27 protein-coding genes are annotated in these 26,521 nt (G+C 58.8%); 7 read left to right on the top strand and 20 right to left on the bottom strand.

The genetic code is table 11. The annotated features are described in order from the left end of the window. Nucleotides 1-7: 7 nt before the first annotated feature. From CUR33_RS07230 to leuA, 4 genes are all read left to right on the top strand, one after another. Nucleotides 8-832: a peptidoglycan DD-metalloendopeptidase family protein gene (locus CUR33_RS07230; RefSeq protein ID WP_289239145.1), complete on the top strand. Its 825-nt coding sequence runs from the start codon at nt 8-10 to the stop codon at nt 830-832. A 104-nt stretch (nt 833-936) separates the two neighbouring features. Continuing rightward, on the top strand, nt 937-2,613 hold the full coding sequence (locus CUR33_RS07225) for a flagellinolysin (RefSeq protein WP_289239144.1): 1,677 nt from the start codon (nt 937-939) through the stop codon (nt 2,611-2,613). A 113-nt stretch (nt 2,614-2,726) separates the two neighbouring features. After that, nucleotides 2,727-3,983 (top strand): mechanosensitive ion channel family protein, encoded by a 1,257-nt coding sequence (locus CUR33_RS07220; protein ID WP_289239143.1) that lies wholly within the window; start codon nt 2,727-2,729, stop codon nt 3,981-3,983. A gap of 321 nt (nt 3,984-4,304) precedes the next feature. Continuing rightward, nucleotides 4,305-5,975: a 2-isopropylmalate synthase gene (gene leuA / locus CUR33_RS07215; RefSeq protein ID WP_289239142.1), complete on the top strand. Its 1,671-nt coding sequence runs from the start codon at nt 4,305-4,307 to the stop codon at nt 5,973-5,975. Between the two features lie 53 nt (nt 5,976-6,028). Here leuA and CUR33_RS07210 read toward each other — a convergent pair whose 3' ends face one another. Continuing rightward, complete coding sequence (locus tag CUR33_RS07210; RefSeq protein WP_282875215.1) at nt 6,029-6,397, bottom strand: winged helix-turn-helix transcriptional regulator; 369 nt, start codon at nt 6,395-6,397, stop codon at nt 6,029-6,031. 120 nt (nt 6,398-6,517) lie between these two features. On the opposite strand from CUR33_RS07210, the gene CUR33_RS07205 reads away from it, so the two are divergent. Beyond that, complete coding sequence (locus CUR33_RS07205) at nt 6,518-7,618, top strand: alkene reductase (protein WP_289239141.1); 1,101 nt, start codon at nt 6,518-6,520, stop codon at nt 7,616-7,618. Between the two features lie 117 nt (nt 7,619-7,735). Here the strand turns inward: CUR33_RS07205 and CUR33_RS07200 are convergent, their stop codons facing one another. Further along, a complete protein-coding gene (locus CUR33_RS07200; RefSeq protein WP_289239140.1) occupies nt 7,736-8,809 on the bottom strand; it encodes an SDR family oxidoreductase in 1,074 nt (357 codons plus the stop codon). Nucleotides 8,810-8,885: 76 nt separating this feature from the next. Between CUR33_RS07200 and CUR33_RS07195 the strand changes: the two genes are divergently transcribed. Together CUR33_RS07195 and CUR33_RS07190 are read left to right on the top strand one after the other, a co-directional pair. After that, nucleotides 8,886-9,260, top strand: a complete 375-nt coding sequence (locus tag CUR33_RS07195; RefSeq protein WP_289239139.1) for a MerR family DNA-binding protein — start codon at nt 8,886-8,888, stop codon at nt 9,258-9,260. An 85-nt stretch (nt 9,261-9,345) separates the two neighbouring features. Further along, nucleotides 9,346-10,101 carry a substrate-binding periplasmic protein gene (locus CUR33_RS07190; RefSeq protein WP_289239138.1) on the top strand — a complete coding sequence of 252 codons (756 nt, stop codon included), beginning with the start codon at nt 9,346-9,348 and terminating at the stop codon, nt 10,099-10,101. Between the two features lie 9 nt (nt 10,102-10,110). On the opposite strand, the gene CUR33_RS07185 is transcribed toward CUR33_RS07190, so the two are convergent. The 18 genes from CUR33_RS07185 to CUR33_RS07100 form a co-directional block, all read right to left on the bottom strand. Beyond that, entirely contained in the window at nt 10,111-10,905 is a 795-nt protein-coding gene (locus CUR33_RS07185; RefSeq protein WP_289239137.1) for an amidohydrolase, read from the bottom strand. Continuing rightward, complete coding sequence (locus CUR33_RS07180) at nt 10,893-12,041, bottom strand: pyridoxal phosphate-dependent aminotransferase (protein WP_289239136.1); 1,149 nt, start codon at nt 12,039-12,041, stop codon at nt 10,893-10,895. The genes CUR33_RS07185 and CUR33_RS07180 overlap by 13 nt, the downstream gene beginning before the upstream one ends. A gap of 120 nt (nt 12,042-12,161) precedes the next feature. Further along, the gene (der, locus tag CUR33_RS07175) at nt 12,162-13,634 is read right to left on the bottom strand and encodes a ribosome biogenesis GTPase Der (protein WP_160085283.1); all 1,473 of its coding nucleotides are present in this window, start codon (nt 13,632-13,634) and stop codon (nt 12,162-12,164) included. A gap of 128 nt (nt 13,635-13,762) precedes the next feature. Then, nucleotides 13,763-14,914, bottom strand: a complete 1,152-nt coding sequence (gene bamB / locus CUR33_RS07170) for an outer membrane protein assembly factor BamB (RefSeq protein WP_160016427.1) — start codon at nt 14,912-14,914, stop codon at nt 13,763-13,765. After that, entirely contained in the window at nt 14,907-15,488 is a 582-nt protein-coding gene (locus CUR33_RS07165) for a tetratricopeptide repeat protein (protein WP_289239515.1), read from the bottom strand. Before CUR33_RS07165 ends, bamB begins: the two co-directional genes overlap by 8 nt. A gap of 100 nt (nt 15,489-15,588) precedes the next feature. Further along, on the bottom strand, nt 15,589-16,878 hold the full coding sequence (gene hisS, locus CUR33_RS07160) for a histidine--tRNA ligase (protein ID WP_289239135.1): 1,290 nt from the start codon (nt 16,876-16,878) through the stop codon (nt 15,589-15,591). 18 nt (nt 16,879-16,896) lie between these two features. Continuing rightward, nucleotides 16,897-18,006: a flavodoxin-dependent (E)-4-hydroxy-3-methylbut-2-enyl-diphosphate synthase gene (gene ispG / locus CUR33_RS07155; protein WP_090248624.1), complete on the bottom strand. Its 1,110-nt coding sequence runs from the start codon at nt 18,004-18,006 to the stop codon at nt 16,897-16,899. Between the two features lies 1 nt (nt 18,007). Continuing rightward, complete coding sequence (locus tag CUR33_RS07150; RefSeq protein ID WP_289239134.1) at nt 18,008-19,030, bottom strand: RodZ domain-containing protein; 1,023 nt, start codon at nt 19,028-19,030, stop codon at nt 18,008-18,010. Then, nucleotides 19,030-19,788 (bottom strand): type IV pilus biogenesis/stability protein PilW, encoded by a 759-nt coding sequence (pilW, locus tag CUR33_RS07145; RefSeq protein ID WP_289239133.1) that lies wholly within the window; start codon nt 19,786-19,788, stop codon nt 19,030-19,032. Before pilW ends, CUR33_RS07150 begins: the two co-directional genes overlap by 1 nt. Before the next feature lie 13 nt (nt 19,789-19,801). Further along, nucleotides 19,802-20,950, bottom strand: coding sequence for a 23S rRNA (adenine(2503)-C(2))-methyltransferase RlmN (gene rlmN, locus CUR33_RS07140; protein ID WP_160085289.1), 1,149 nt, complete (start codon nt 20,948-20,950; stop codon nt 19,802-19,804). A gap of 23 nt (nt 20,951-20,973) precedes the next feature. Next, a complete protein-coding gene (ndk, locus tag CUR33_RS07135; protein WP_090248631.1) occupies nt 20,974-21,405 on the bottom strand; it encodes a nucleoside-diphosphate kinase in 432 nt (143 codons plus the stop codon). A 94-nt stretch (nt 21,406-21,499) separates the two neighbouring features. Next, a complete protein-coding gene (gene iscX, locus CUR33_RS07130; protein ID WP_090248633.1) occupies nt 21,500-21,700 on the bottom strand; it encodes a Fe-S cluster assembly protein IscX in 201 nt (66 codons plus the stop codon). Nucleotides 21,701-21,714: 14 nt separating this feature from the next. Further along, complete coding sequence (gene fdx / locus CUR33_RS07125; RefSeq protein ID WP_167142086.1) at nt 21,715-22,056, bottom strand: ISC system 2Fe-2S type ferredoxin; 342 nt, start codon at nt 22,054-22,056, stop codon at nt 21,715-21,717. Nucleotides 22,057-22,058: 2 nt separating this feature from the next. Then, complete coding sequence (gene hscA, locus CUR33_RS07120; RefSeq protein ID WP_289239132.1) at nt 22,059-23,924, bottom strand: Fe-S protein assembly chaperone HscA; 1,866 nt, start codon at nt 23,922-23,924, stop codon at nt 22,059-22,061. A 49-nt stretch (nt 23,925-23,973) separates the two neighbouring features. Next, complete coding sequence (gene hscB, locus CUR33_RS07115; RefSeq protein WP_289239131.1) at nt 23,974-24,495, bottom strand: co-chaperone HscB; 522 nt, start codon at nt 24,493-24,495, stop codon at nt 23,974-23,976. Nucleotides 24,496-24,502: 7 nt separating this feature from the next. After that, nucleotides 24,503-24,826 (bottom strand): iron-sulfur cluster assembly protein IscA, encoded by a 324-nt coding sequence (gene iscA / locus CUR33_RS07110; RefSeq protein ID WP_090248639.1) that lies wholly within the window; start codon nt 24,824-24,826, stop codon nt 24,503-24,505. Nucleotides 24,827-24,838: 12 nt separating this feature from the next. After that, complete coding sequence (iscU, locus tag CUR33_RS07105) at nt 24,839-25,225, bottom strand: Fe-S cluster assembly scaffold IscU (RefSeq protein ID WP_040261926.1); 387 nt, start codon at nt 25,223-25,225, stop codon at nt 24,839-24,841. A 47-nt stretch (nt 25,226-25,272) separates the two neighbouring features. Beyond that, complete coding sequence (locus CUR33_RS07100; RefSeq protein ID WP_090248641.1) at nt 25,273-26,487, bottom strand: IscS subfamily cysteine desulfurase; 1,215 nt, start codon at nt 26,485-26,487, stop codon at nt 25,273-25,275. Nucleotides 26,488-26,521 lie beyond the last annotated feature (34 nt).

Raw genomic sequence — 26,521 nt, 5'->3', positions numbered from 1 at the left:
GTCCCCCATGCGTCTATTCACCCTGCTCACCCTGTTCTGCCTTGCCCTGCCCGTCCACGCCGAAGGCTTTATCAGCCGACTACTGAACAAGCCGGTGCCCGGTGGCGTAGCCGTGGTTGATTTGGGGCCAGCAACCAGCGCGCCTACAGTTCGCTATCAGAACAAACCGGTATTGGTGATTCACGAGGATCAGCAACGCTGGATCGCCATTGTCGGCATCCCGCTCAGCATCAAGCCAGGCAGCCAACAGATCAGCGTCAACGGCAGCCAAACGCTGAGCTTTCAGGTAGGCAGCAAGCATTACGTCGAGCAACGCATCACCATCAAGAACCAGCAGCAGGTCAACCCAAACGCCAAGAACCTTGCGCGCATCGAACGCGAACTGGCCGAACAAACCCGCGCTTACCAGCAGTTCAGTCCACGTCAGCCAAGCAACCTGCTGTTCGATAAGCCGGTCAACGGGCCGCTATCCAGCCCCTTCGGCCTGCGCCGCTTTTTCAACGGCGAGGAGCGCAATCCGCACTCCGGGCTGGACTTCGCGGCCAATAGCGGCACGCCGATAAAGGCCCCGGCCGCCGGCAAGGTGATCCTGACTGGCGACTACTTCTTTAACGGTAAAACCGTTTTTATCGACCACGGCCAGGGCCTGATCAGCATGTTCTGCCACCTCTCGGCCATCGGCGTAAAAGTCGGTGATGAAATTCCCCGTGGCGGCGTACTCGGCAAAGTCGGCGCCACCGGTCGCGCCACCGGGCCGCATCTGCACTGGAACGTCAGCCTGAATGATGCCCGCGTCGATCCCGCGATCTTTATCGGTGCGTTCAAGCCCTGACCGTTCGTCGACCTACCCACCCGAGCCTATCAAGCCTTTTCAGCGCTGGCCGATTACGCCTGTGACGCCGGGCTTTCCGTCCGGCCGAGCGGGTACACACGTAGATGCTGACGGTTAACACCAACATCTCGTCGTCGTTCACGCGCCGCCAATTGGAGAGCAACAACACAGCACTCGGTACTTCGCTGCAGCGCCTGTCCACCGGACAGCGCATCAACAGCGCCAAAGACGATGCTGCTGGACTGCAAATCTCCAACCGTTTGACCTCGCAAGTGCGGGGGCTGAACGTGGCCACGCGCAATGCGAACGACGGCATATCGCTGCTGCAGGTAGCGGAAGGCGCTTTACAAAGCGTCACCGACGCCCTGCAGCGCATTCGCTCGCTCGGCTTGCAGGCCATGAACGGCTCCAACGGTGCCAGTGAGCGCACTGCACTGGATCAAGAAGCGCAGCAGCTGTTGCAGGAAATCAACCGCGTCAACGAAACTACGACCTTTGCTGGTCGCAAAGTATTTGACCAAGGTACCTTTTCAGTCCTTGGTGACCCGGATCAGCGTGCCGTATTGAACGCCCTCAAAGGCTTCTGGATCAGCGAAGGTGAGCAACGGGTATTCGACGCCTTCGGGCTGACGGCCGATGGCGCTGAACTGGAAATAACCTTTACCAATGACTCATCCAGCCAAACCCTGGCCTCTGTATCAGGCACCTCCGGTGCCGGCGGCAAAATTTTTGACCAGGTTCTGAACGTCAACCTGGCTTACTTCGATGCCTCAACCCTGCCCAACGGCGGCAGCACACCGCAATATACCGATCGAGTCATCGCGCATGAGATGGCGCATGCCGTCATGGGCCGCACGATGAATTTCGCCGGTTTACCCAGTTGGTTTATTGAGGGCACTGCAGAAGCGCTGCAAGGCGCGGACGAGCGCCTTGCAGGAGACACTGCTGGAGGCACCAATACCGCGACCATTCTGGCGGCATTTAATGCCGACGATGTCAGCGCTTCGGCCGGTTATTCCGGCGGTTACGCTGCTGTGCGGTATATGCATGAAGAAATAAAAGCGGCGGGTGGCAAAGGCATCAAAGACATCATGGGTTACCTGCAAAAAAACAGCGGTTCTACCCTGGATCAAGCCCTGACCAACGCCAGTAAAGGCGCCTTCAGCAGCCAGGCGGACTTCAACACTCAGTTCAATGCTGATGCCGCGGCCTATGTTGCAGGACTGGACCTGAGCAACGCGGACACCGGGGCGATTGGCGGCTTCGACGCTGACGGTGGCAATGTCCTCACCGCCGAGAATGTGCTGCCCAACCAGGGCACTGGGCTCCCGGGTTCCAAGGGCTTTACGCTGGTCGAACCGGAGCTGTTCAATGCCAACGGTGTAGGCGGCAACACCCTCACCCAGCTCCAAGTCGGGGCTCAGGCCTATGAAACGATCCAGATCGGCTTCAGCTCATTCAGTGCCGATGCGATGGCCTTGGGCCGCCTGGACCTCGGTAAGACACCCGGCCTGGCGGTGATGGACATTGATGACGCACTGGCCTACATCGACCGCCAACGCGGCTACATGGGTGCGTTACAAAACCGCCTGGAAAGCACCATCAACAACCTGCAAAGCATCGCTGAAAACGCTGCCGCCAGCCGCTCACGCATTCTCGACACCGACTTTGCAGCTGAAACTTCTAACCTGGTTTCTCGCCAGATTATCGAGCAGGCCGCGCAAAGCGTCCTTGCGCAGGCCAACCAGCGCCCTCAGGCGGTCCTCAGCTTGCTTGGCTAAGCCCAATGCGACATCGCCCTAAGACACGGCCAGCAACCAAGCCACCCTGCCCAATAAGTGCTCGTTTGATAAGGTTGCTTTCTTATTAAATGAAGCGAGCCCCGAGGAGCGGCATGAACGACCTGTACAGCAACACCCAACAGTGGCTTGAGCATTACCCCTCACTCTATAGCCTGACCGGCATCTCGCTGCTGCTACTGGCAGCCTGGTTGGCCAACTGGGTGGTCAAGCGCATTCTTCTGCGCGGCCTGTACCGCGCACTCAAGGCTACGCCGATTGGCCAGGACGGCAGCCTGCATGACTCGCGGGTGATCGCACGACTGGCAAACATTGTTCCTGCACTGATCATTTCCGTCGGCATCACCTTGGTGCCCAACCTGCCGGAAGCAGCCGTGGCGGTAACGGGCAACGTGTGTAGCGCCTTTATCGTACTGACCATCGCTCTGGCCATCAGCGGCGTGCTGACGCTGCTCAACAACGGCTACCAGAAGCGCCCGAATGCTCACCTGAAGCCGATAAAGGGCTATGTGCAGGTGGTGAAGATTCTGCTCTTCGCGATTGCCGCAATACTCATGGTCGCCAGCCTGATCGACCGCTCGCCACTGATTCTACTGTCTGGCCTGGGCGCAATGGCCGCCGTACTGATGCTGATTTTTCAGGACACCTTGCTGTCCCTGGTCGCCAGCGTGCAGATTTCCTCCAGCGACATTGTGCGCGTCGGTGACTGGATCGAGATGCCACAGTTGAACGCCGACGGCGATGTCATCGATATTGCCCTGCACACGGTCAAGGTGCAGAACTGGGATAAAACCATCACCACCATCCCGACCAAACGCTTTATCAGCGACCCGTTCAAGAATTGGCGCGGGATGCAGGAATCCGGTGGACGGCGGATCAAACGTAGCCTGCTGCTTGACCAAACCAGTATCAGCTTCCTCAGCCCAGAGCAGATCACCCGCCTGCAGCGTTTTCTGCTGCTCGGCCAGTACCTGAACAGCAAGCAGAGCGAGCTACTCAGCTGGAACAGCGCACTGGCAGAGGCCAGCCAGGAGCCGGCAAATACCCGACGGGTCACCAACATCGGCACCTTCCGCGCTTACGTCGAGCACTACCTGCGTCAGCACCCAGGTATCCACCAGGAAATGACCCAGCTGGTCAGGCAGATGAACCCAACCGCAGACGGACTGCCGCTGGAACTCTACTGCTTCACCAACACCATCGCCTGGGCACGCTATGAGGCCATTCAGTCGGATATCTTCGACCACCTGCTGGCGATCCTTCCCGAGTTCGGTCTGCGGGTCTTCCAGCACCCGAGCGGGGCGGACATGCGTGAACTGAAATACAACCTGCTACCTGGCGCTCAGCCTTGACGCCACAGCGGGCGGCCTAAACACCTAAGCCGCCCGCAATCCAAACGCTTACCCACGACTTTTTACGCAAAATTAATCGCCTAAAAACACCTAAACCGCACTCAAACACCAATTTTTCAGCATTGCTTGCCAGCTTTGACCTCAGAGATTAGGGTTGGCGCTATGAACACCTACCACACCCTTATTCTGCTGCGCCAACACGCCAACCTCTGCCTGGTGAGCCAGCGACTGCGTGGCTGAATTTTTACGCCCACGCCCTGCCCTGTTTTCTCAGTTTTTGCCCGGCTCGCCGCTTGCAGCCGCGCCACAAGGATCAACACCATGAGCATGCTTAAAGACCCGTCCAGTAAGTACCGCCCGTTCACCCAGATCCAGATTCCAGACCGTACATGGCCAGACCAGATCATCGACAAGGCGCCGATCTGGCTGTCCACCGACCTGCGTGATGGCAACCAGTCGCTGATCGAGCCGATGGACGCCGAGAAGAAGATGCGTTTCTTCAAGTGCCTGCTGGCCGTGGGCCTGAAGGAAATCGAAGTCGGCTTCCCGTCCGCTTCGCAGACCGATTTCGACTTCGTTCGCGAGCTGATCGAAGGCGGCCACATCCCCGATGACGTGACCATCCAGGTGCTGACCCAGGCCCGTGACGACCTTATCGAGCGCACCTTCGAGTCGCTGAAAGGCGCCAAGAAGGCCATCGTCCACTACTACAACGCCTGTGCGCCGAGCTTCCGCAAGATCGTCTTCAACCAGGACAAGGCCGGTGTCAAAGCCATCGCCGTGGCCGCTGGCACCACCATCAAACGCCTGGCCGATGCTGCGCCGGAAACCCAGTGGGGCTTCGAGTACTCGCCGGAAGTCTTCAGCAGCACCGAAATCGACTTTGCCGTCGAGGTGTGTAACGCGGTGATTAACGTGTTCCAGCCGACTCCGGCAAACAAGCTGATCCTCAACCTGCCAGCGACCATCGAGTGCGCCACACCGAATAACTACGCCGACCAGATCGAGTGGTTCGGTCGTCACGTCGACCGCCGTGACAGCGTGCTGATCAGCGTGCACACCCACAATGACCGTGGCACCGGCGTCGCCGCGTCCGAGCTGGCCATCATGGCCGGCGCCGACCGCGTGGAAGGCTGCCTGTTCGGCAACGGCGAGCGTACCGGCAACGTCTGCCTGGTGACCCTGGCGCTGAATCTCTACACCCAGGGCGTTGACCCCGAGCTGGACTTCTCCGACATCGACGCCGTTCGCAAGGTGGTCGAAGACTGCAACCAGATTCCGGTGCACCCGCGTCATCCGTACGTCGGTGATCTCGTGCACACCGCCTTCTCCGGCTCGCACCAGGATGCGATCCGCAAGGGCTTCGCTCAGCAGCAGGCCGACGCGGTCTGGGAAGTGCCGTACCTGCCGATCGATCCGGCCGATATCGGCCGTGATTACGAGGCGGTGATCCGCGTCAACAGCCAGTCCGGCAAGGGCGGCATCACCTTCCTGCTGGAGCAGGAATACGGCATCAACCTGCCGCGCCGTATGCAGATCGAATTCAGCCAGGTGGTGCAAAAAGAAACCGACCGCCTCGGCCTGGAGATGAGCGCCGCGCAGATCTACCAGCTGCTGGAGCGCGAGTACCTGCAAGCCACCGCACCCTATGCGCTGAAAGGCCACCGCCTGCAGGAAGAAAACGGCACCAGCGCGGTCGATGTGGAAGTCATCAATGCCGGGGAAACCCAGCATTGGCGCGGGATCGGCAAAGGCCCGCTGGAAGCCCTGGTTGCCGGCCTGCCGGTAGACGTGGAAATCATGGACTACAGCGAGCACGCCATCGGCGCCGGCACCAACGCCAAGGCGGCAGCCTATATCGAACTGCGTGTTAACGGCGGCCGCGCTCTGCACGGCGTGGGTATCGATGAAAACCTCACCACGGCGAGCTTCCGCGCGCTGTTTAGCGCAATGAATCGGGCCATCGGCCAGGCCGCCGAGCAAGCTGCCTGATAGGCACCGGGCGCTGGCGGACGCTCTCCGCTAGCGACCCGATACTCTACTGCTCATTCGCTCTGCTGCTGCCAGTGACTACGCCCCCACTCACACATGGCAGCCAGCACCGGCTGCAACGTGGCACCATGCTCAGTCACGCAATATTCCACTCGCGGCGGTACCTCAGCGAATACAGTTCGGGTTAGCACGCCGACACGCTCTAATTCACGCAGCTGCTGAGTCAGCATCTTCTCGGTGATATCCGGCACCAACCGCTTCAGCTCTGAAAAGCGCAGTGGCCCGTTGAGCAGGCGATACACCAGCAGAGCCTTCCATTTGCCACCTATCACCTCCAAGGTGACATCCATCGGTGTGCTATAGACCTTATCGCCTTGCATCAGACGCTTGTTTTCAACCGTCTCGGCTTGTTGTTCAGCCATTATTAGTTACCCAATAGTAAGTTACCTCCTTTATCGTACGTACTTCCCAAAAGGATTGCCACGCGCATAATAGCCGCAATGGCTTATAGCAGCCACTTTGATGACCTTGTTGGAGGCTTTATGACGATTGAACACCTGCAAACACCACTGCAGCTTGGCGCTTTGACTTTGCCCAACCGCCTGGTGATGGCGCCTTTGACACGCCAGCGCAGTCTGCCGGGTAACGTCCCTGGCGAGCTGAATGCCAGCTACTACGCCCAGCGCGCCAACGCAGGCCTGATCATCAGTGAAGCCAGCCAGGTCTGCCCTGAAGGCCAAGGCTACGCCTGGACACCGGGCATCCACAGCGATGCGCAAGTGGCCGGCTGGCAGCAGGTCACCCAGGCAGTGCATCAAGCCGGCGGACGCATTTTCCTGCAGTTGTGGCATGTGGGTCGTATCTCCCATCCGCTGCTGCAACCGAACGGCGCCGACCCTGTAGCCCCTTCGGCCATCCAGGCTAAGGCCGAGTGCTATGTAGTCGAAGTTGACGGTAGCCACCACAAGGCTGCCACTGCCATGCCACGCGCACTGGAAGTGAGCGAGTTGCCAGGTGTTGTAAGCGCTTACGCTCACGGCAGTGAAAACGCGATCAAGGCCGGTTTCGATGGTGTTGAAGTGCATGCTGCTAACGGTTACCTGCTGGATCAGTTCCTCTGTTCCAATAGCAACCAGCGCAACGATGCCTATGGCGGCTCGGTGGAAAACCGCGCGCGCTTTGTACTTGAAGTACTGGACGCTACGGTGACTGCGGTCGGTGACAGCCGCAAGGTCGGCATCCGTATTTCGCCCATGGGTACCTTTGGCGATGTGCACGATGCCAATCCACTGGAGACCTTCAGCTACCTGGTCAGCCAACTCAATAGCCGCAACCTGGCCTACCTGCACGTCAACCGTCCGGATTGGCTGGGGGGCACCTTCGAGGGCTTTGATGATCTGCTGCGCGCCCTTCGCAACATTTATAAGGGCACGCTGATTATTGCGGGTGGGCAGACAGCGGAAAGCGGTGAACAGGCTATCGCCAACAACCTGGCTGACCTAGTCGCCTACGGCCGCCCCTATATCGCCAACCCAGACCTGCTGGCGCGCTTTAAAGCCGGGGCTGAACTCAACCCACTGGACGGCAACACCCTATATGGCGGTGGGGCCGAGGGTTACACCGACTACCCAAGCATGAGCTAACTCCCCTGCCGCAACAAACGCCGGTGCTTGCCCGGCGCTTGTTGCCATGTGTCAGACAGCCACCTGGATACGCTCGGCCCTTAAGCAGTTTAGATGGCAGGTAAATCGCGCAGCGCCTCAGCCACTAACTGCTGATGGCGTAGACACCAGGTAACGCGCGGTCATCCGCAAGGCTTGAGTTATATCGGGCCATACCAGCCCGTGGCGCTGAACCAGCGCATCCGTCGCAGCGGTATCGAAACGAGTGGTCTGGATAAAATCCAGCGACTCGGCATCGGTGCGCAGCAACCGCGGCACACCCGGAATTTTTAGCAACGCCCGCAGCAAGGGAATCGACACATGCCGACTTGGCGCGCTGACGCCTAGCGTGTTGGCCAACTGCTGCAGCATGCCCTGCAGATTGGGCGTCGCGGCATCCAGGGCGAGAATCTCCTGCCCCACCTGCTGCTCATCAAAGGCTGCGGCCACTATTAGCCCGGCGAGAAAATCCACACTGACCAACGGCAGCCAATGCGCTGTCGAACCCGGTATTGCCCCGAGCAAACCGCCCGCCAGATTACTGATCAGCCCAGCCAATGGCTGCGCCGGCAGAATATGCCCACTGCGGCTATGGCCGCACACGGTGGCCGGATGCACCACCGTCAGTGGCGCCTGCAGCTCAGCCATACGCGCGTGCACGCGAAAATGCGCCTCAAGCTTGCTGCCCTCATAGGCGCCTGTACGTTGATAAACCTTGTCCCAGTCGGTGCGCTCGGGCTGCTGCAGCTCAATGCCGATACGCTGTAGATGCCCTTGATTGGCCAGCATAAAGCCGCCCACCATCAGCAGGCGACTGCCTTGCTGCGCAGCCAGCTCAGCCACAGCCAACGCGCCCTCGACATTGACCTGGCGTGCCTGCGCCTGAGACAAACCCCAGGCAAACTGCACACCCAGGTGATACACCACCGCCGCCTGACGCACCTGCTCACGGGCTGTGGCATCCAGCCCCAGCCCCGGCAAGCCCAGATCACCGCCAACCGCCGTGAGCAGATCGCCGCGCCCGCCCAACTGCTCGACCTGCTCGCGCAACGATGCCAGGCTGTGCGGTCGACGCATCAGCACGCTGACCAGATGACCCTTGTGGGTGAGTAACGCCAGCAGATGCTGACCGATAAAGCCGCTGCCGCCGGTGACAAAACATGGCTGATTCATCGCCAATCCTCCTGAGTCGTTGATGACCCAAGCAGGCTAAACTGTCGAGCACACTCTACAGTCAAGCGAGATTTTGATGCGCATAGGCGAGCTGGAAAAACGCAGCGGCGCCAGCCGCCACACCCTGCGTTATTACGAAAGCCTGGAGCTGATCAGCGCCTTGCGCCGCGATAACAACTACCGCGAATACAGCCTGCAGACGCTACAGGACCTGGGTTTTATCCAGCAGGCTCAGAGCATGGGCTTTTCCCTTGGTGAGATCGGCGAAATCCTCAAAGCCCAGCGCGAGCAACAGCTCGACTGCGCCCAAGGCGCCGCGCTGGTAAGCCGTAAGCTGGTTGAGGTGGAGCAGAAACTTGCCGACCTGCAGCAGCTGCGCGATTTTCTGCGCAGTGAAAAACTGCGCCTGGAAGCCAGCGCCGCCGAACAGAAGCCCACTGCAGCTGGCTAAATCAACTTGGAAATTCAGACCAAGTGCACGGCGAGCGAACAGGCGATAACTACACTGACGTCATGGATCGCAGGAGCACCTGACCATGCGTTCACTGACACACTGGATGTGCACCCTCAGCCTGCCGCTGCTGCTCGCCTTCAGCGCAAATGGACTCGCGGCCACTGTGGTCATGGCCTTCGGTGAAAAGATTCCGCCCTTCTGTTTTCCGGAAAGCGACAGCGGTATCGAACTGGAAGTGATTGGCGAAGCCCTGGCCTTTCGCGGCCACACACTCGAACCCCGCTACTTTCCTCTGGCCCGCGTGCCACTGGCGTTTCGCAAAGGTGAAGTGGATGCGGCCATGACTGACCTGGGTCAGGACCTTGCCGCTGTAGGTGGCCACTACGGCAACCCAGCGGTGATCTACTACAACGTGTTTGTCAGCCTGAAAGGCCGGCGCTTCGACATCCAGAAGCCCGAGGACATCAAGGGCCTTAGCATTGTGGCCTTTCAGGGCGCCGCCCAGCGCTACCCCGAATGGTTAGCCGCCAGCCAGAAAGATGGCCTGTACTTCGAGCAGAACAATCAGGAGCTGCAGGTGCTTGGCCTAAACAAGGGCCGTTACGATCTAGTACTGAGTGATCGCAGCATCTATCGCTACTTCGAACTGTTGCTGGAACGCACCACCCTGTTCAAGGCCAAAACCATCGCCATGCACCAGTTTGTCGAGGAAGACCCGCAAAACTACCGGCCGGTATTTCGCGATGCGCAGATCCGCGATGACTTCAACGCTGGCCTCGCCCAACTCAAGGCCAGCGGGCGCTACCAGGCGATCTACGACCACTACCTAAAGCAGTGAAGCCGCCCATCAGTCAGCCAGGGTAAAAGCATCCGCATCGCGATAAGCCGGGAAACGCTCACGGTAAGCGGCCAACTCGGCAGCCTTGAGGGTTACCCGGAATACGCCATCCGCCGCCCCAGGCTCCAGCAGCGCCTCGCCCTGAAAATCCAGCACCTGGCTGTCGCCGCTGTAGGCATGGCCCTTGCCGTCCTCGCCAATGCGGTTTACCGCCGCGAGATAGCACAGGTTTTCGATGGCCCGCGCCGGCAACAGTCGGTTCCAGTGGTGGCGCCTTGCGGCTGGCCAGTTAGCGGTGTAGAGCAGCAGGTCGGTGGTCTGTGGATCGCGGCTCCACACCGGGAAACGCAGGTCGTAGCAGATCAGCGGGCGCACCTGCCAGCCGTTGACCTCCAGCAGCACCTGCTCAGTGCCGGCGCTGTAGTGCTTGTGCTCACCGGCCATGCGAAACAGATGACGCTTGTCGTAGTGCGCTACAGAGCCATCCGGGCGCGCCCAGAGCAGGCGATTGCGGTAGGGACCATCAGCGGCCTGGATAATCAGACTGCCGGTGACCACGGCCTGCAGCGCCTGAGCCTGCTCACGCAGCCACTGACTGGTCGGGCCATCCTCGGGCTCAGCCAGGGCGGCGGAGTCCATGGAAAATCCGGTACTGAACATCTCCGGCAGAACGATCAGATCGGCACCGCGTGCCTGCTCCAGCAGGGATGCAAAATTCGCGCGATTGGCCGCAGGGTCCTGCCAGGCCAGGGTGGTCTGGATCAGCGCCAGCTCAAGATCGGGCAGCAGGCTTAGATCGCGCATAGTTTATCCGCCGCCTGGCGCAGGGTTTCTTCACGCTTAGCGAAGCAGAAACGCACCAGACGCAAATCCGCAGGTGGGCTCTGATAGAACACCGACACCGGAATCGCCGCCACACCATGTTCGCGGGTCAGCCATTCGGCCATGGCCACATCATCCAGATCACTGCGAATCGCCGAGTAATCGGCCAACTGGAAATAGGTACCGGCGGCGCGGGTGAAGGTAAAGCGCGAGCCGGCCAGCAGGCCGCAGAACAGATCGCGTTTAGCCTGGTAAAACGCCGGCAACTCTTCAACGTGCTCAGGCTGCTCGGCCATATAGTCGGCCAACGCCCACTGCAGCGGCGTCACGCCACAGAAGCTGACGTACTGATGGACCTTACGCAGCTCGGCGCTCAAAGCTGGCGGCGCCACGACATAGCCGGTCTTCCAGCCGGTGACGTGGTAGGTCTTGCCGAACGAGCTGACCACAAAGGCACGCTGATACAACTCCTCATGGGCGAGAACGCTGGCGTGCTGAATACCATCGAACACCAGATGCTCGTAAACCTCGTCGCTGATCAGGTAGATATCGCGCTCGCGGATCAGGCCCGCCAGCTGGTCCAACTCAGCCCGTGAAATCAGCGCGCCGCTAGGGTTGTGCGGGCTGTTGAGGATAATCAGGCGAGTCTTGTCGCTCAGCGCATCCTGCAGGCGCTGCCAGTCGATGGAGAAATCCGGCAAGGCCAGCGGCACATGCACGCAGCGCCCGCCGGCAAGCTCGACCGAGGGCTCGTAGCTGTCGTAGCTGGGGTCGAAGACGATGACTTCGTCACCCGGCTGAATAAACGCCTGGATAGCGCAGAAGATACCTTGGGTAGCGCCAGGAACGATGGTGACTTCAGTATCGGCACTGACAGAGCGGCCATAACTGCGGGCAATCTTCGCCGCCACCTGCTCGCGCAGCGCTGGTAAGCCAGTCATCGGCGCGTACTGGTTATGCCCAGCAGCAATATGCCGGCCGACCGCATCACGCAGCGCCTGAGGCCCATCGAAATCCGGAAAGCCTTGGGACAGATTGAGCGCGCCGGTTTCCACGGCGAGCTGCGACATGCGGGTAAAGATGGTGGTGCCGACGTTCGGCAGTTTGCTGATAATCATCGAGTCAATATTCCTGGGCCAAGCGCCGAGCTTGAGCGCTAGTGATGCGGCAGGATAGCCGATCCCCCAGAGACGCAAAAGGCACCCGCAGGTGCCTTTATAGAGCGTTTAAATCCAAGCTTAGCGCTTGTCTTTGCGCTTCTTCTCGGCCTTCTTGTGGTGGCTCATCAGGCGGCGCTTCTTGTTCACCTGACGATCCGTGAGGGTGTTCTTGTTACCCTCATAGGGGTTATCGCCGCCCTTGAACTCGATACGGATCGGCGTACCGACCAGCTTAAGCACACGGCGGTAGGTGTTTTCCAGGTAGCGGATATAGGACTTGGGTACCGCCTCGACCTGGTTGCCGTGGATCACGATCAGCGGCGGGTTGGCACCACCCAGGTGGGCATAGCGCAACTTGATGCGGCGATTGTTGACCATGGGCGGCGCGTGATCGCTGACGGCGTCTTCAAGAATCGTGGTCAGACGGTTGGTCGGCCAGCGGGTGATCGCCGACTTGAACGAGGCCTGCACCGACTTGTACAAATTGCCTACGCCAGTGCCGTGCAGCGCCGAGATAAAGTGGATATCGGCAAAGTCGACGAAGAACAACCGGCGTTGCAGCTCAACCTTCACATAATCGCGCTCACTCGGCTCCATGCCGTCCCATTTGTTCAGGGCGATGACCAGCGCACGACCGCTTTCCAGGACGAAGCCAAGCAGGTTGAGGTCATGGTCCACCACGCCTTCGCGTGCATCCATAACGAACACCACGACGTTGGAGTCCTGAATCGCCTGCAGGGTTTTCACTACCGAGAACTTTTCCACCGCTTCGAAGATCTTGCCGCGGCGACGCACGCCAGCGGTATCGATCAGGGTGTACTTCTCGTCATCGCGCTCGAACGGGATGTAGATGCTGTCGCGGGTGGTACCGGCCTGGTCATAAACGATAACCCGCTCTTCACCGAGCATGCGGTTGACCAGGGTCGACTTGCCAACGTTCGGCCGCCCGATGATCGCCAGCTTGATGCCGTCCTTCTCGCTTGGGCCGGGTATGCGCTTGGCTTCCTGACCTTCGAGAACGATCTCTTCTTCCTCGCCCTCTTCCGGCTCGGTGGCATCCTTGGGGAAGGAGCCCAGCACGGCTTCAAGCATCTGGGTGATGCCACGACCGTGAGCACCGGCAATCGCCAGGGACTCGCCCATGCCCATGCTGGAGAACTCAGCGCGGGCCAAGTCGGCGTCGATGTTGTCGACCTTGTTGATGACCAGGAAGCTGCGCTTGTTACGGCGACGCAGGTGCTCACCAATCATCTGATCGGAAGCGGACAACCCGGCACGGGCATCCACCAGAAACAGCACAGCATCCGCCTCTTCGATGGCTTGCAGCGACTGCTCGGCCATCTTCGCGTCAATGCCTTCCTCGTCACCGGAAATACCACCGGTGTCGATGACGATATAGGTTCGCCCCTGCCACTTGGCCTCGCCGTACTGGCGATCACGGGTCAGACCAGACAGGTCGCCGACAATCGCGTCACGGGACTTGGTCAAGCGGTTAAACAGGGTGGACTTGCCGACGTTCGGACGGCCCACCAGGGCAATTACGGGAACCATTAGGCTCTCCACTTCGTTATTTCAGAAAATACAAAAGCCGCTGCAGGGGCAGCGGCCGGAATTCATTACGCTGGCTATGCTGCACAACCCTAGGTGCTGTGCAGCATAGCCAACGCGTCAGCGAGCGATCACTTGATGGTCAGAGCCACCAGATTGCCGCCGTTGCCGTAGGCATACAGCCAATCACCCACGACCAGTGGACGGGCACGCAGGCCGTCGCTGTCGATACGCGTACGGCCGACAAAACGACCGTCTACCTGGCTGACCAGGTGCAGATAACCTTCCAGGTCACCGAACGCGATATAGCTGGAGAACACTTCTGGAGCCGACAACTGGCGACGAGCCAGGGCATCATTGCTCCAGAGTGCCGAAGCCGAACGCTCGTCGATACCTTCAACGGTGCCGCTGGCCAGGCTTACGTAAACACTGCCGTAACCCTGAGCAACACCGACTGAACTGGACGCTTCACGCTGCCAGAGGATACGACCGCTTTCCAGATCCAGCGCCGCAACACGACCCTGGTAGCTGACGGCGTAAAGGGTGCCAGCCGAGAGCAGCAGACCGCCGTCGATATCGACCACACGATCAAGCTCAGAGCGCCCTTGCGGAACGGCTACACGCTGTTCCCAAACCGGAATACCGCGCTGAGCATCCAGCGCAATCACCTTGCCGGTGGACAGACCGGCAATAGCCAGACGGTTGGTCAGTACTGGGCTGCCAGTGCCGCGCAGGGTCAGCACTGCCGGGGTGTTTTCAAAGATCCAACGCTGCTCGCCGGTGTTCATGTCCAGGGCGATCAGGCGGTCATCCTGGGTCTGTACCAGCACCACGTCGCCGTTCAGCGCAGGCGGAGCCAGCACTTCACTGGTCACGCGGGCGCGCCATTTCTCTTCACCGCTGGCAGTGTCGAGGGCTATGATCTCGCCTTTGAGCGTGCCAACCACAACCAGGCCATAGCCTGCACCGACGGCGCCGGACACCGGGAGCTCCAGGTCGGCTTTCCAGATGACCTTGCCGGTCATGCGGTCCATGGCCACAACCAGGCCTTCGACATCGGCGGCATAAATCTGCTCACCATCAATCGCCGGTACCAGCATGTTGAAGGACTCGCCCTGGCCATCGCCAATCGAACGACTCCATTCTTTCTGCAGGCTAACCTCTTCCTCAAACTTGGGCAGATCGGCCGGTGGCAGTTCCTTCTTGCTATTGCTGCTGCAACCTACGGCCAGAACGGCCAGGGCCAGCAGTGCGGCATTCTTCCAGCGCATCACGTCACGCATCCCCTTTTGCCAGATCATCCAGCTTCATTTGCAGACCACCGACAGCGGCATCTTCAGAGAGCGCTGCCTTGGCTTTTTCGTAGGCGGCATACGCGTCATCGGCACGGCCGAGTTGCACCAGCAGGTCACCTTTGAGTTCTTCACGGCTGGCGACAAAGGCCGGCGCAACCTTGGCATCCAGCAGTTTCAGGGCATCTTCAACTTTGTCCTGCGCAGCCAGTACGCGCGCCAGGCGCTGACGGGCCAGCTCAGCCAGACTGTCATCGGCCGGTTTGTCGACAATGGCCTGCAACTCGCTAGCAGCGTCGTCCAGTTTGCCGGCCTCAACTGCAACCTTGGCCACAAATAGTCTGCCGTACTGCGCGTAATGGCTGCCGGAGAAATCTTTTTTCAGCGTGTTCGCCAACTCAGCAACTTTGCTCGCATCGGGCTTGCCGCTCGGGTCCAGCGCAGCTTCAAGCAACTGCTGATACACCAGCGAGGCACCCTGGGACTGATTAGCCTGATATTTCTGCCAGCCCTGCCAGCCGAACACCACCACCAACGCCAGCGCAACACCGGTCAGTAATGGCATGCCATTGCGCTGCCACCAGTCCTTGATTACCGCCAGTTCTTCATCATCAGTACGCGAAACCACCCCAACACTCCTATTCGCTAAATCACTCAACAGGCGCTCAGGCCTGATCGGCGCTGGTCGCCAAATGGTCGGCCAATGCCGACCACGCAATACTTTGTTGCTCGCCCTGACCGCGCAGCGGTTTGCAACCTACCACTTGCTGGGCCAATTCGTCTTCACCCAAGATCAAGGCGTACAAGGCGCCACTCTTGTCGGCTTTCTTGAACTGACTCTTGAAGCTACCCGCCCCGGCATTCACCTGCAGACGCAGGTTTGGCAGCTGGTCACGCAGTCGCTCGCTCAAGGCCAGCGCCGCCAGTTCAGCAGGCTCGCCAAAGGCACACAGGTAAACGTCGACCGTACGGGCGATTTCAGCCGGTACTTTACCTAGAGTTTCGAGCAACAGCACCAAACGTTCGATGCCCATGGCAAAACCCACGCCTGGAGTCGGTTTGCCACCCATCTGCTCAACCAGGCCATCGTAACGGCCGCCCGCGCACACTGTGCCCTGGGACCCGAGCTGATCAGTCACCCACTCGAACACGGTCTTGCTGTAGTAATCCAGGCCACGCACCAGCTTGGGATTGATCACGTAAGGCACACCGGCCGCATCCAGACGGGCTTTAAGCCCCTCGAAATGCACGCGCGACTCTTCGTCCAGGTAATCCGCCAGCTTCGGCGCATTGACCAACAGCGCCTGCGTTTCCGGGGCCTTGCTGTCGAGCACGCGCAGCGGATTGGTGTTCATACGGCGACGGCTGTCTTCGTCCAGCTGATCGGCATGAGCCGTCAGGAACTCGACCAATGCATCACGGTAAACGGCACGCGCGGCGCTGGTGCCCAGGCTGTTGAGTTCAAGCTTCACCGCATCGCGGATACCCAGCAGGCCCCACAGGCGCCAAGTCAGCACGATCAACTCGGCATCGATATCCGGGCCGTCGATGTTGAAGACCTCTACACCAATCTGGTGAAACTGGCGGTAACGGCCTTTCTGTGGACGTTCATGGCGAAACATCGGGCCGATGTACCAGAGTTTCTGCGTCTGGCCACCGCCGGACAGGCCATGCTCAAGCACCGCGCGGACACAGGCAGCAGTACCTTCCGGACGCAGCGTCAGGGAGTCGCCGTTGCGGTCGTCGAAGGTGTACATCTCTTTTTCAACGATATCGGTGACTTCACCAATAGAACGTTTGAACAGCTCGGTGAACTCGACGATCGGCATACGAAGTTGCCGATAGCCATAACCGTCCAACAGACTGGCGACGGTACCTTCAAAATAACGCCAAAGCGGAGTCTGCTCGGGCAGGATATCGTTCATGCCACGAATGGCTTGCAGGGGCTTGCTCACTTCAATTCCTTAGCAGTCTTAGCTGCGCACGATGACCGCGGCGTCAGCAGCAACCTTATCGGCTGCTTTCTGGCGGATCAGCTTTTCCAGCTCATCAACCAGGTTGTCATTACCCAGCTTATGCGCCGGCTTGCCATCGATATAGATCAGATTGGGCGAACCGCCGGTCAGGCCGATATGAGCTTCCTTGGCTTCGCCTGGGCCGTTGACGACACAGCCGATGACCGCCACATCCAGCGGTACCAGCAGGTCTTCAACGCGTTGTTCCAGCTCGTTCATGGTTTTCACCACGTCGAAGTTCTGCCTTGAGCAGCTTGGGCAGGCGATGAAGTTGATGCCACGGGAACGCAGACGCAGGGATTTGAGGATGTCGTAGCCGACCTTGATCTCTTCCACCGGATCGGCGGCCAGAGAGATACGAATGGTATCGCCGATGCCCTCAGCCAGCAGCATGCCCAGCCCAACCGCAGATTTCACGGTACCCGAACGTAGGCCACCCGCTTCGGTAATACCTAGGTGCAGTGGCTGTTCAATCTGCTTGGCAAGCAGACGATAAGCTTCGACGGCCATAAACACGTCAGACGCTTTCACACTGACTTTGAAATCTGGAAAGTTCAGACGGTCCAAATGCTCAACGTGACGCAGGGCCGACTCAACCAACGCCGCGGGTGTGGGCTCGCCATATTTCTTCTGCAAATCCTTTTCCAGCGAACCGGCATTCACCCCGATACGAATCGGAATACCTTTATCCCGCGCCGCTTCAACAACTGCGCGCACACGGTCTTCACGACCAATATTACCTGGGTTGATACGCAGGCAATCGACGCCAAGCTCGGCTACGCGCAAGGCAATCTGATAGTCGAAGTGAATATCGGCCACCAGCGGCACACGCACCTGCTGTTTAATCTTGCCGAAAGCTTCGGCTGCATCCATATCCGGCACTGAGACACGCACGATATCCGCGCCTGCATCTTCGAGGCGACGAATCTGCGCCACGGTAGCTGCTACATCATTGGTGTCGCTGTTGGTCATGCTCTGCACGGCGATAGGCGCATCACCACCCACCGGCACGGAGCCAACCCAGATTTTGCGTGAAATACGGCGCTTAATCGGTGATTCGCAATGCATGTTACTGCCCACCCAACTTCAGACGCGCGGTTTCACCGGAGATAAACGGGGCCACATCAACTGGGCTGCCATTCAGGCTCACCTGAGCGCCTCGAGCGAAGCCCAGACGCAGCTCCAGTGGTGCCTTACCGGCCAACTCTAAGCTATCGCCTTTGCGCTTGAGGGCGCTGAAAAGCACCTTGCCATTGGCATCTGTCAGCTGCGTCCAGCAATCAGCAACAAAGGTCAGACTAACCACCGCCTCACCGGCGGCTGCCTGCACAGGTGCAGGTGCAGGTGCAGCAACAGAAGATACTTCGGGCAGGGCGTCAGCAACTACCGGCGGTACCTCAGCAGACGCAGCAGGCACAGCAGGAGCAGCTGCTGTATCGGCAAGGTTTTGCGGCTGCTCAACTTGAGGAGCGACCACGGCCGCAGCTTCGGCCCCGGTTGCACTGGACAGCTCTGCAGCACCCTCAGGAAGTGGCGGTAACGTCACGCCTGCATCCAGCTGAGCGGCCTCTACCGCTTGATCTTCCGGCTCATCCAACGGATGGATCTGCGTGGTGCCATCAGCACCGTCCACCTCAACATGCTCAAGGCTGGTTGACGCCAAGTCTGCGGCACGACGCTCAGCCTGCTCTTGCCACCAGAAGAAGCTCAAACCGGCTAGCGCCAGCAAGAGGACAAAGCTGACCATCCGCAAGATACGTTGCGAATAGCTCACGGGCTCCTCGATACGGCCCAAGCTGTGAACACTGCTACCCGCCGCATCGCTGCCAGTGAATTGGTCAAACTCCAGTACAAGACGATTCTGATCAATGTCCAGTAACTTGGCGTAGGCCCTGACATAACCACGCGCAAAGGTATGCCCGGGGAGCTTATCGAAAGCACCTTGCTCGACCTGACTCAAACGCTGAGGGGTCAAATTAAGCTGCGCTGCAACTTCGGCAATAGTCCAACCACGCCCCTCACGAGCCTTGCGCAAAGTCTCACCCGGGTTGATACGGGGAACTGCTAGCACTTCTGGATGCGCCGCTTTCATCATTGCTCCGACAGGTATTGCTGATATTCCGGCGTGCCCGGATAAAGTCGCTTCAACTGCAAACCGAGGCTCGCGGCCGCATTGCGGTCATCAAAAACCTTCGCTAACCGAGTACCAAGTAGAAGACTACGGGCATCATGCTGGCTAAGCGCAATGTAGCTCTCGTAATACCCTCGAGCAGGCACATACTGTTTATCCTCATATGACATTTGCGCCATCTCTATGAGAGCACGAGGTTGACGGCTGTTCAGCCTAAGAGATCGCTCAAAATAAGCTGCAGCTTGTTCACGCTGCCTCAACTGCAATGCGGTCAGCCCAAGGTTCATAAACACGCGTGATCGCTCAGGATAAAGCGTATCTTGAGATGCCTGTAAATAACGCTCATAGGCCTCTCTATAACGCCCCTGCTCGAATAGAAAGCTACCGTAATTATTCAGTAACCTTGCATCGTCGCTCCGCTGAGCAATGGCCTTACGGTAATGTTCGTCCGCTAGCTTAGGCTCCATCTCTATCTGGAATACCAACGCTAGTGCAGCGTGCGCATCTGCACTTGAGGGATCTATTTCAAGTGCTTTTCTTAGCGGTACTTTGGCATTCTCAGTTGAACCTTGCTGCAAGTACCCCATGCCTAGCTGCGTATATGCATCGCGAGCTTCATCGCGACCTTTGGCAGTTTTCATCGGATCGACATTACCGGTTGTAACGCAACCGGCTAACAGACTGGCGGCCAACAGCAATAAAGCGGGACGCAAGGTCATGGGTATCCTCCCCTCAGGTTCGATTGGCGGCGGAACTCGGCGTTTCGGCCTCGCTACTCAATTCACGCACAGCAATATAGCGCTCACTACGGCGGGTACGATCCATGACCTGGCCGACCAACTGACCACATGCAGCATCAATGTCCTCGCCTCGCGTGGTGCGCACGGTGACATTGTGCCCGGCCTTATGCAGCAGGTCCTGGAAACGGCGAATGGCATTGTTGCTTGGCCGCTCGTACCCGGAGTGGGGGAAGGGATTAAACGGAATCAGGTTGATCTTGCAAGGCACATCTTTGAGAAGTGCGATCATTTCCTCAGCGTGCTCGGTCTTATCGTTTACATCCTTGAGCAGGGTGTATTCGATTGTAAGCACGCGTTTCTCGCCAAGGCGCGAGACATAACGCTTGCACGCCGCCAGCAGCATTTCCAGCGGGTACTTCTTGTTGATTGGCACCAACTGGTTGCGCAGCGCATCGTTCGGCGCATGCAGTGACAGCGCCAGGGACACATCAATCACTTCGCCGAGCTTGTCGATCATCGGCACCACGCCCGAGGTGGACAGCGTCACCTTGCGTTTGGAAATGCCATAGCCGAGGTCGTCCATCATGATTTTCATGGCGGCGACGACGTTGTCGAAGTTCAGTAGCGGCTCGCCCATACCCATCATCACTACGTTGGTGATGGCACGGTCGATCTTCGCCGGCACGCTGCCGAACGACTTGTTGGCGATCCACACCTGACCGATCACTTCGGCGGCACTCAGATCACTGTTGAAACCTTGTTTACCGGTTGAGCAGAAACTGCAATCCAGCGCACAGCCAGCCTGCGACGACACACACAAGGTGCCACGCGCGCCCTGGGGGATGTACACGGTTTCTACACAACTGCCTGACGCCACCCGCACAACCCACTTGCGCGTGCCATCAGTGGAAATATCTTCGCTGACCACTTCCGGGCCGCGGATCTCAGCACAGGCCTTGAGCTTTTCGCGCAAGACCTTGCTGACGTTACTCATGGCATCGAAATCATCGATGCCAAAGTGGTGAATCCATTTCATCATCTGCCCGGCACGGAAACGCTTTTCCCCGATGCTTTCGAAGAATTGTTCCATCTCTGCCTGGGTCAGACCCAGCAGATTGATTTTACCGGTAGCTTCAGTCATGGCTTCACCCTCACCCGATTCGCTTAGCGAATACGTGCGCAAACTTCGGTGGCAGCGAAGAAGTAAGCGATTTCGCGGGCAGCGGAGGCTTCCGAGTCGGAACCGTGAACAGCGTTTTCGTCGATGGAAACAGCGAAATCAGCACGAATGGTGCCGGCAGCTGCTTCTTTAGGGTTGGTAGCGCCCATCAGTTCGCGGTTAGCCAGAACAGCGTTTTCGCCTTCCAGAACCTGAACGATAACCGGACCGGAGGTCATGAAAGCAACCAGATCTTTGAAGAAGCCGCGCTCGCTGTGCTCAGCGTAGAAGCCAGCAGCTTCACGCTCGGACAGTTGAACCATTTTCGAAGCAACGACGCGCAGGCCGGCTTTTTCGAAACGAGTGGTGATCTCGCCAACAACGTTTTTAGCAACGGCATCCGGCTTGATGATGGAGAAAGTGCGTTGAACAGCCATGTGAAACTCCAGAAACAATGATTAAAGCGAAAAATTAAACCCGCGAATTATACGCGGGTTCCAGTTAAATGCGTAGGCCAGGCCAAAAGGCCAGTTAATCCGCCTCGTCGATCCAGGCCGCCTGAACGGCTTCAAGCACCTTCTCACCGCCGCGCTGTGGGTCGTCACTGAACTCCGGCAACGCCAGAATCCATTTATGCAGATCGACAAAGTTCACGTAGCGAGGGTCTACCTCAGGCTTGGACTCCGCCAGCTGAATAGCGATTTCCAGAACATCAACCCACTTCAGACTCATAACAACTCCTTGAATCAGTGCGGCGCTTCGGCAGCGTGGTTGAGCGAGTACTTGGGGATTTCCACAGTCAGATCTTCATCGCCCACAATAGCCTGGCAGGACAGCCGCGACTGCGCCTCCAGCCCCCACGCCTTGTCCAGCATGTCTTCTTCGAGCTCATCGGCCTCGGTCAGCGAGTCAAAGCCTTCACGAATAATGCAGTGGCAAGTGGTGCAGGCGCAGACACCGCCACAGGCGCTTTCAATTTCGATATGGTGTTCATGCGCCACTTCGAGCACAGACGTACCTGGCGCAACCTCGACCACCAGCCCTTCCGGACACAGCACCGCGTGGGGCAGAAAAATGATCTGCGGCATGCTTATTCCTCAATCTCATCAAGACTACGGCCGGCCAGCGCAGCCTTGACCGTGGCATCCAGGCGACGCGCAGCAAAAGCATCGGTCACCTGGGTCAATCGTTTGGTTTGCTGCTCAATCGCCAAGCCATCCGTGCCGGCTATCAAATCGCGCAATTGCTCGATCTGCGCATCGATGGCCATACGCTCATCGGCTACCAACAGACGCTCACCATCGGCCAGCAACGCCGCCTCGACCGCTTCCAGCAGACGCTGGGCGTCGACCTGCTGCTCACGCAGTACGCGGGCAACTTTGTCGTCGCCGGCATTTTTGAAGGAATCCTGCAGCATGCGGGCAATTTCGCCATCGGTCAGCCCATAAGATGGCTTGACCTGGATACTCGCCTCAACGCCCGAAGCCAGCTCACGCGCAGCAACGCTGAGCAGGCCATCGGCGTCAACCTGGAAGGTCACGCGAATCTTCGCCGCACCGGCGACCATTGGCGGAATACCGCGCAATTCGAAGCGTGCCAAGGAGCGGCAATCGCTGATCAGCTCACGCTCCCCCTGCAGCACATGCACCATCATGGCCGTCTGACCATCTTTATAGGTAGTGAAGTCCTGGGCGCGCGCCACGGGAATGGTGGTATTGCGCGGAATCACCTTTTCCATCAACCCGCCCATGGTTTCAAGGCCGAGCGACAGCGGAATCACATCCAGCAACAGCAACTCTTCGCCATCACCGCGCTTGTTGCCTGCCAGAGCATCAGCCTGGATAGCGGCACCAATGGCCACCACCTGATCAGGATCGATGTCGGTCAGCGGCTCACGGGCGAACAACTCGGCGACGGCCTGACGCACGCGCGGCACTCGGGTGGAGCCGCCAACCATAACCACGGCTTCAACCTCATCCAACTCAACGCCGGCATCACGCACCGCGCGGCGGCAGGCCTTGAGGCTGCGTGCGAGCATCGGTTCGATCAGCGCTTCGAACTGCTCACGACTCAACCGCCCTGCCCAGCCGGCATAACTGAGGCTTGCAGAAGGACTGTCGGTCAGGGCTTCTTTGGCGGCACAAGCGGCTTCCAGCAACAAGCGCTGCTGCGCGGGATCAAGGTCAGAGGAAATACCCGCCTGCTCAACTACCCAGCCAGCGATTGCGTGATCGAAGTCATCGCCGCCCAGCGCACTATCACCGCCGGTAGCGAGCACTTCAAACACACCACCGGTCAGGCGCAATACGGAAATATCAAAGGTGCCGCCGCCAAGATCATAGATGGCGACCACACCCTCGGCATGCTGATCCAGGCCATAGGCGACTGCTGCTGCAGTCGGCTCGTTGAGCAGGCGCAGCACATTCAGCCCGGCCAGACGCGCAGCATCTTTGGTGGCCTGGCGCTGGGAGTCATCAAAATAGGCTGGCACGGTGATGACCGCGCCCACCAGCTCACCACCGAGGGTGGCTTCGGCACGCTGACGCAGCACCTTGAGAATATCCGCAGAGACTTCAACCGGGCTTTTCGGCCCCTGCACGGTCTCGATAAACGGCATATGCGATTCGCCACCGACAAAGCGGTATGGCAGCTGCTCACCGAGCTGCTTGACGTCAGCCAAACCGCGCCCCATAAGGCGCTTGACCGACAGCACAGTATTCAGCGGATCAGCCGATGCGGCCGCCTTGGCGACCTCGCCTACCTCGACCCGATCAACGTGATAACGCACTGCAGACGGCAGAATGACCTGCCCAGCGGCATCGGCCAGCGGCTCGGAAAGGCCGCTACGCACGGCGGCGACCAGCGAATTGGTGGTACCCAAATCAATCCCCACGGCCAGACGGCGCTGGTGTGGCTGGGGGCTTTGTCCGGGCTCAGCGATCTGCAGTAAGGCCATGATTAATCAGTGCTTAGATATCAGGCGCGCCGCAATAGGCGCGCCAGCGTTAATCGTCGAGGCGCTCTTCCAGCTGGCGGACCTCGTGAGAAAGCTTGTCGAGAAACTGCATGCGACGCATCAGGCGCTCGGCCTCATCGCGACGCGAAGCATCATCCCAACAAACGGCAAAACTTTCGTTAAGCTCGTCCTGAGCCACTTTCAGACGCCGCTTGAACTGCGCCACCCCGTCCAGGTCTGCACTGTCGTGCAGATCTTCCAGCTCTTCGCGCAGCTGCATTTGCTGCAGCAGGAAATCCGGATCCTGCACCGTCACTTCCAGCGGTAGCTCGGGCCCGCGCAGTGCCAGCAAATAGCGAGCGCGCTGCGACGCACTCTTGAGCGTGCTGTAAGCCTCGTTGAGACTGGCAGATTGCTCGAGGGCTAAGCGCTGCTCACGCTCGGAAGCGTCAGCAAAGCGATCCGGATGAATCTGCCGCGCCATCTCACGGTAACGCGCGGCAAGCAGCTCCTGATCCAGCCGAAAACCTGGCTGCAGGTCGAATAAAGCAAAGTGACAAGGACTGCCCACACGCGCCTCAGATATTGAAGCTTTCGCCGCAGCCACATTCGCCGCGCACGTTCGGGTTGTTGAACTTGAAACCTTCGTTCAACCCCTCTTTGACGAAATCAAGCTCAGTACCGTCGAGGTAAACCAGGCTCTTGGGATCGATGATCACCTTGACGCCATGGTTCTCAAACACCTGATCTTCGCTGGCGGCCTCATCGACAAACTCCAGCACATAGGCCAAGCCGGAACAGCCCGTGGTGCGTACACCCAGGCGAATACCTTCGCCCTTGCCGCGCCCCTCCAGAGAGCGACGCACGTGCTGAGCGGCTGCTTCGGTCATGCTGATAGCCATCGACAAACCTCCTTAGAGCAAGCCTTTCTTCTGCTTGTAATCGCGCACAGCAGCCTTAATGGCGTCTTCGGCGAGTACCGAGCAGTGGATTTTCACCGGTGGCAGAGCCAATTCCTCGGCCAGCTGGGTGTTTTTGATAGTTTCAGCTTCGTCCAGGGTCTTGCCCTTCATCCACTCAGTAGCAAGGGAGCTGGAGGCAATCGCTGAGCCGCAACCGTAGGTCTTGAACTTGGCGTCTTCAATCACGCCTTGCTCGTTGACCTTGATTTGCAGACGCATGACGTCACCGCAAGCCGGCGCGCCGACCATGCCAGTGCCGACGTCTGGGTCTTCCGCGTCCATCTTGCCGACGTTGCGCGGGTTCTCGTAGTGGTCAATGACCTTTTCACTGTAAGCCATGCTGGTATTCCTTCCTCATCAGAGAGTCGCTCTTGCTCGGCGACTACTTAGTGCGCCGCCCACTCGATCTTGGAGATGTCGACACCGTCTTTGTACATATCCCACAGCGGCGACAATTCGCGCAGCTTGGTCACCGCCTCGCATACTTTCTGCGCGGCGTAATCGACTTCTTCATCAGTGGTGAAGCGGCCGAAGGTAAAGCGAATGGAGCTGTGCGCCAGCTCGTCATTGCGGCCCAGGGCGCGCAACACGTAGGACGGTTCCAGAGAAGCCGATGTGCAAGCCGAGCCGGACGACACCGCCAGATCCTTGAGCGCCATGATCAACGACTCGCCTTCAACATAGTTGAAGCTGAGGTTGAGATTGTGCGGTATGCGGGCGGTCATGCTGCCATTGATGTACAGCTCTTCAAGACCATCGACCTGTTTGAAGAAGCGATCACGCAGGGCCTGGATGCGCTGGTTTTCCTGGGTCATTTCTTCTTTGGCAATACGGAACGCCTCACCCATACCGACGCACTGGTGAGTCGCCAGGGTGCCGGAGCGCATACCACGCTCGTGACCGCCGCCATGGGTCTGAGCTTCCAGACGCACACGTGGCTTGCGACGTACAAACAGTGCACCGACACCTTTCGGGCCATACGTCTTATGCGCGGAGAACGACATCAGATCGACCTTGAGCGACTCCAGATCAATCGCCACCTTGCCGGTGGACTGAGCCGCATCAACATGCAGAAACACGCCGCGCGAGCGGGTCAGCTCGCCAATCGCCGCGATGTCGTTGATGGTGCCGATTTCGTTATTCACGTGCATGACCGACACCAGGATAGTGTCCTCACGCAGCACCGCTTCAATCATGGCCGGGGTAATCAGACCGTCTTCACCAGGCTCAATGTAGGTCACCTCGAAGCCTTCACGCTCAAGCTGGCGCATAGTATCCAGCACAGCTTTGTGCTCGATTTTCGAGGTAATCAGGTGCTTACCTTTGCTCTTGTAGAAATCGGCAATGCCCTTGATCGCCAGGTTGTTGGACTCGGTGGCACCAGAGGTCCAGACAATCTCACGCGGGTCGGCATTGACCAGCTCAGCCACTTGGCGGCGAGCATTCTCCACGGCCTCTTCAGCCTTCCAGCCAAATACGTGGGAGCGCGACGCCGGATTGCCGAAGTTACCGTCGACCAACAGGCAATCGCTCATTTTTTGCGCTACACGCGGATCAACCGGCGTAGTGGCGGAGTAATCGAGGTAAATCGGCAATTTCATAACTTTCTCCTAATCAGGTATCAGGCGAGCTAGC

The sequence above is a fragment of the Pseudomonas sp. FEMGT703P genome, from assembly GCF_002786345.1.
Classification (GTDB): domain Bacteria; phylum Pseudomonadota; class Gammaproteobacteria; order Pseudomonadales; family Pseudomonadaceae; genus Aquipseudomonas; species Aquipseudomonas peli.
Note: the sequence above shows the minus strand (reverse complement) of the source record. Positions and strands in the feature narration are given on the sequence as shown.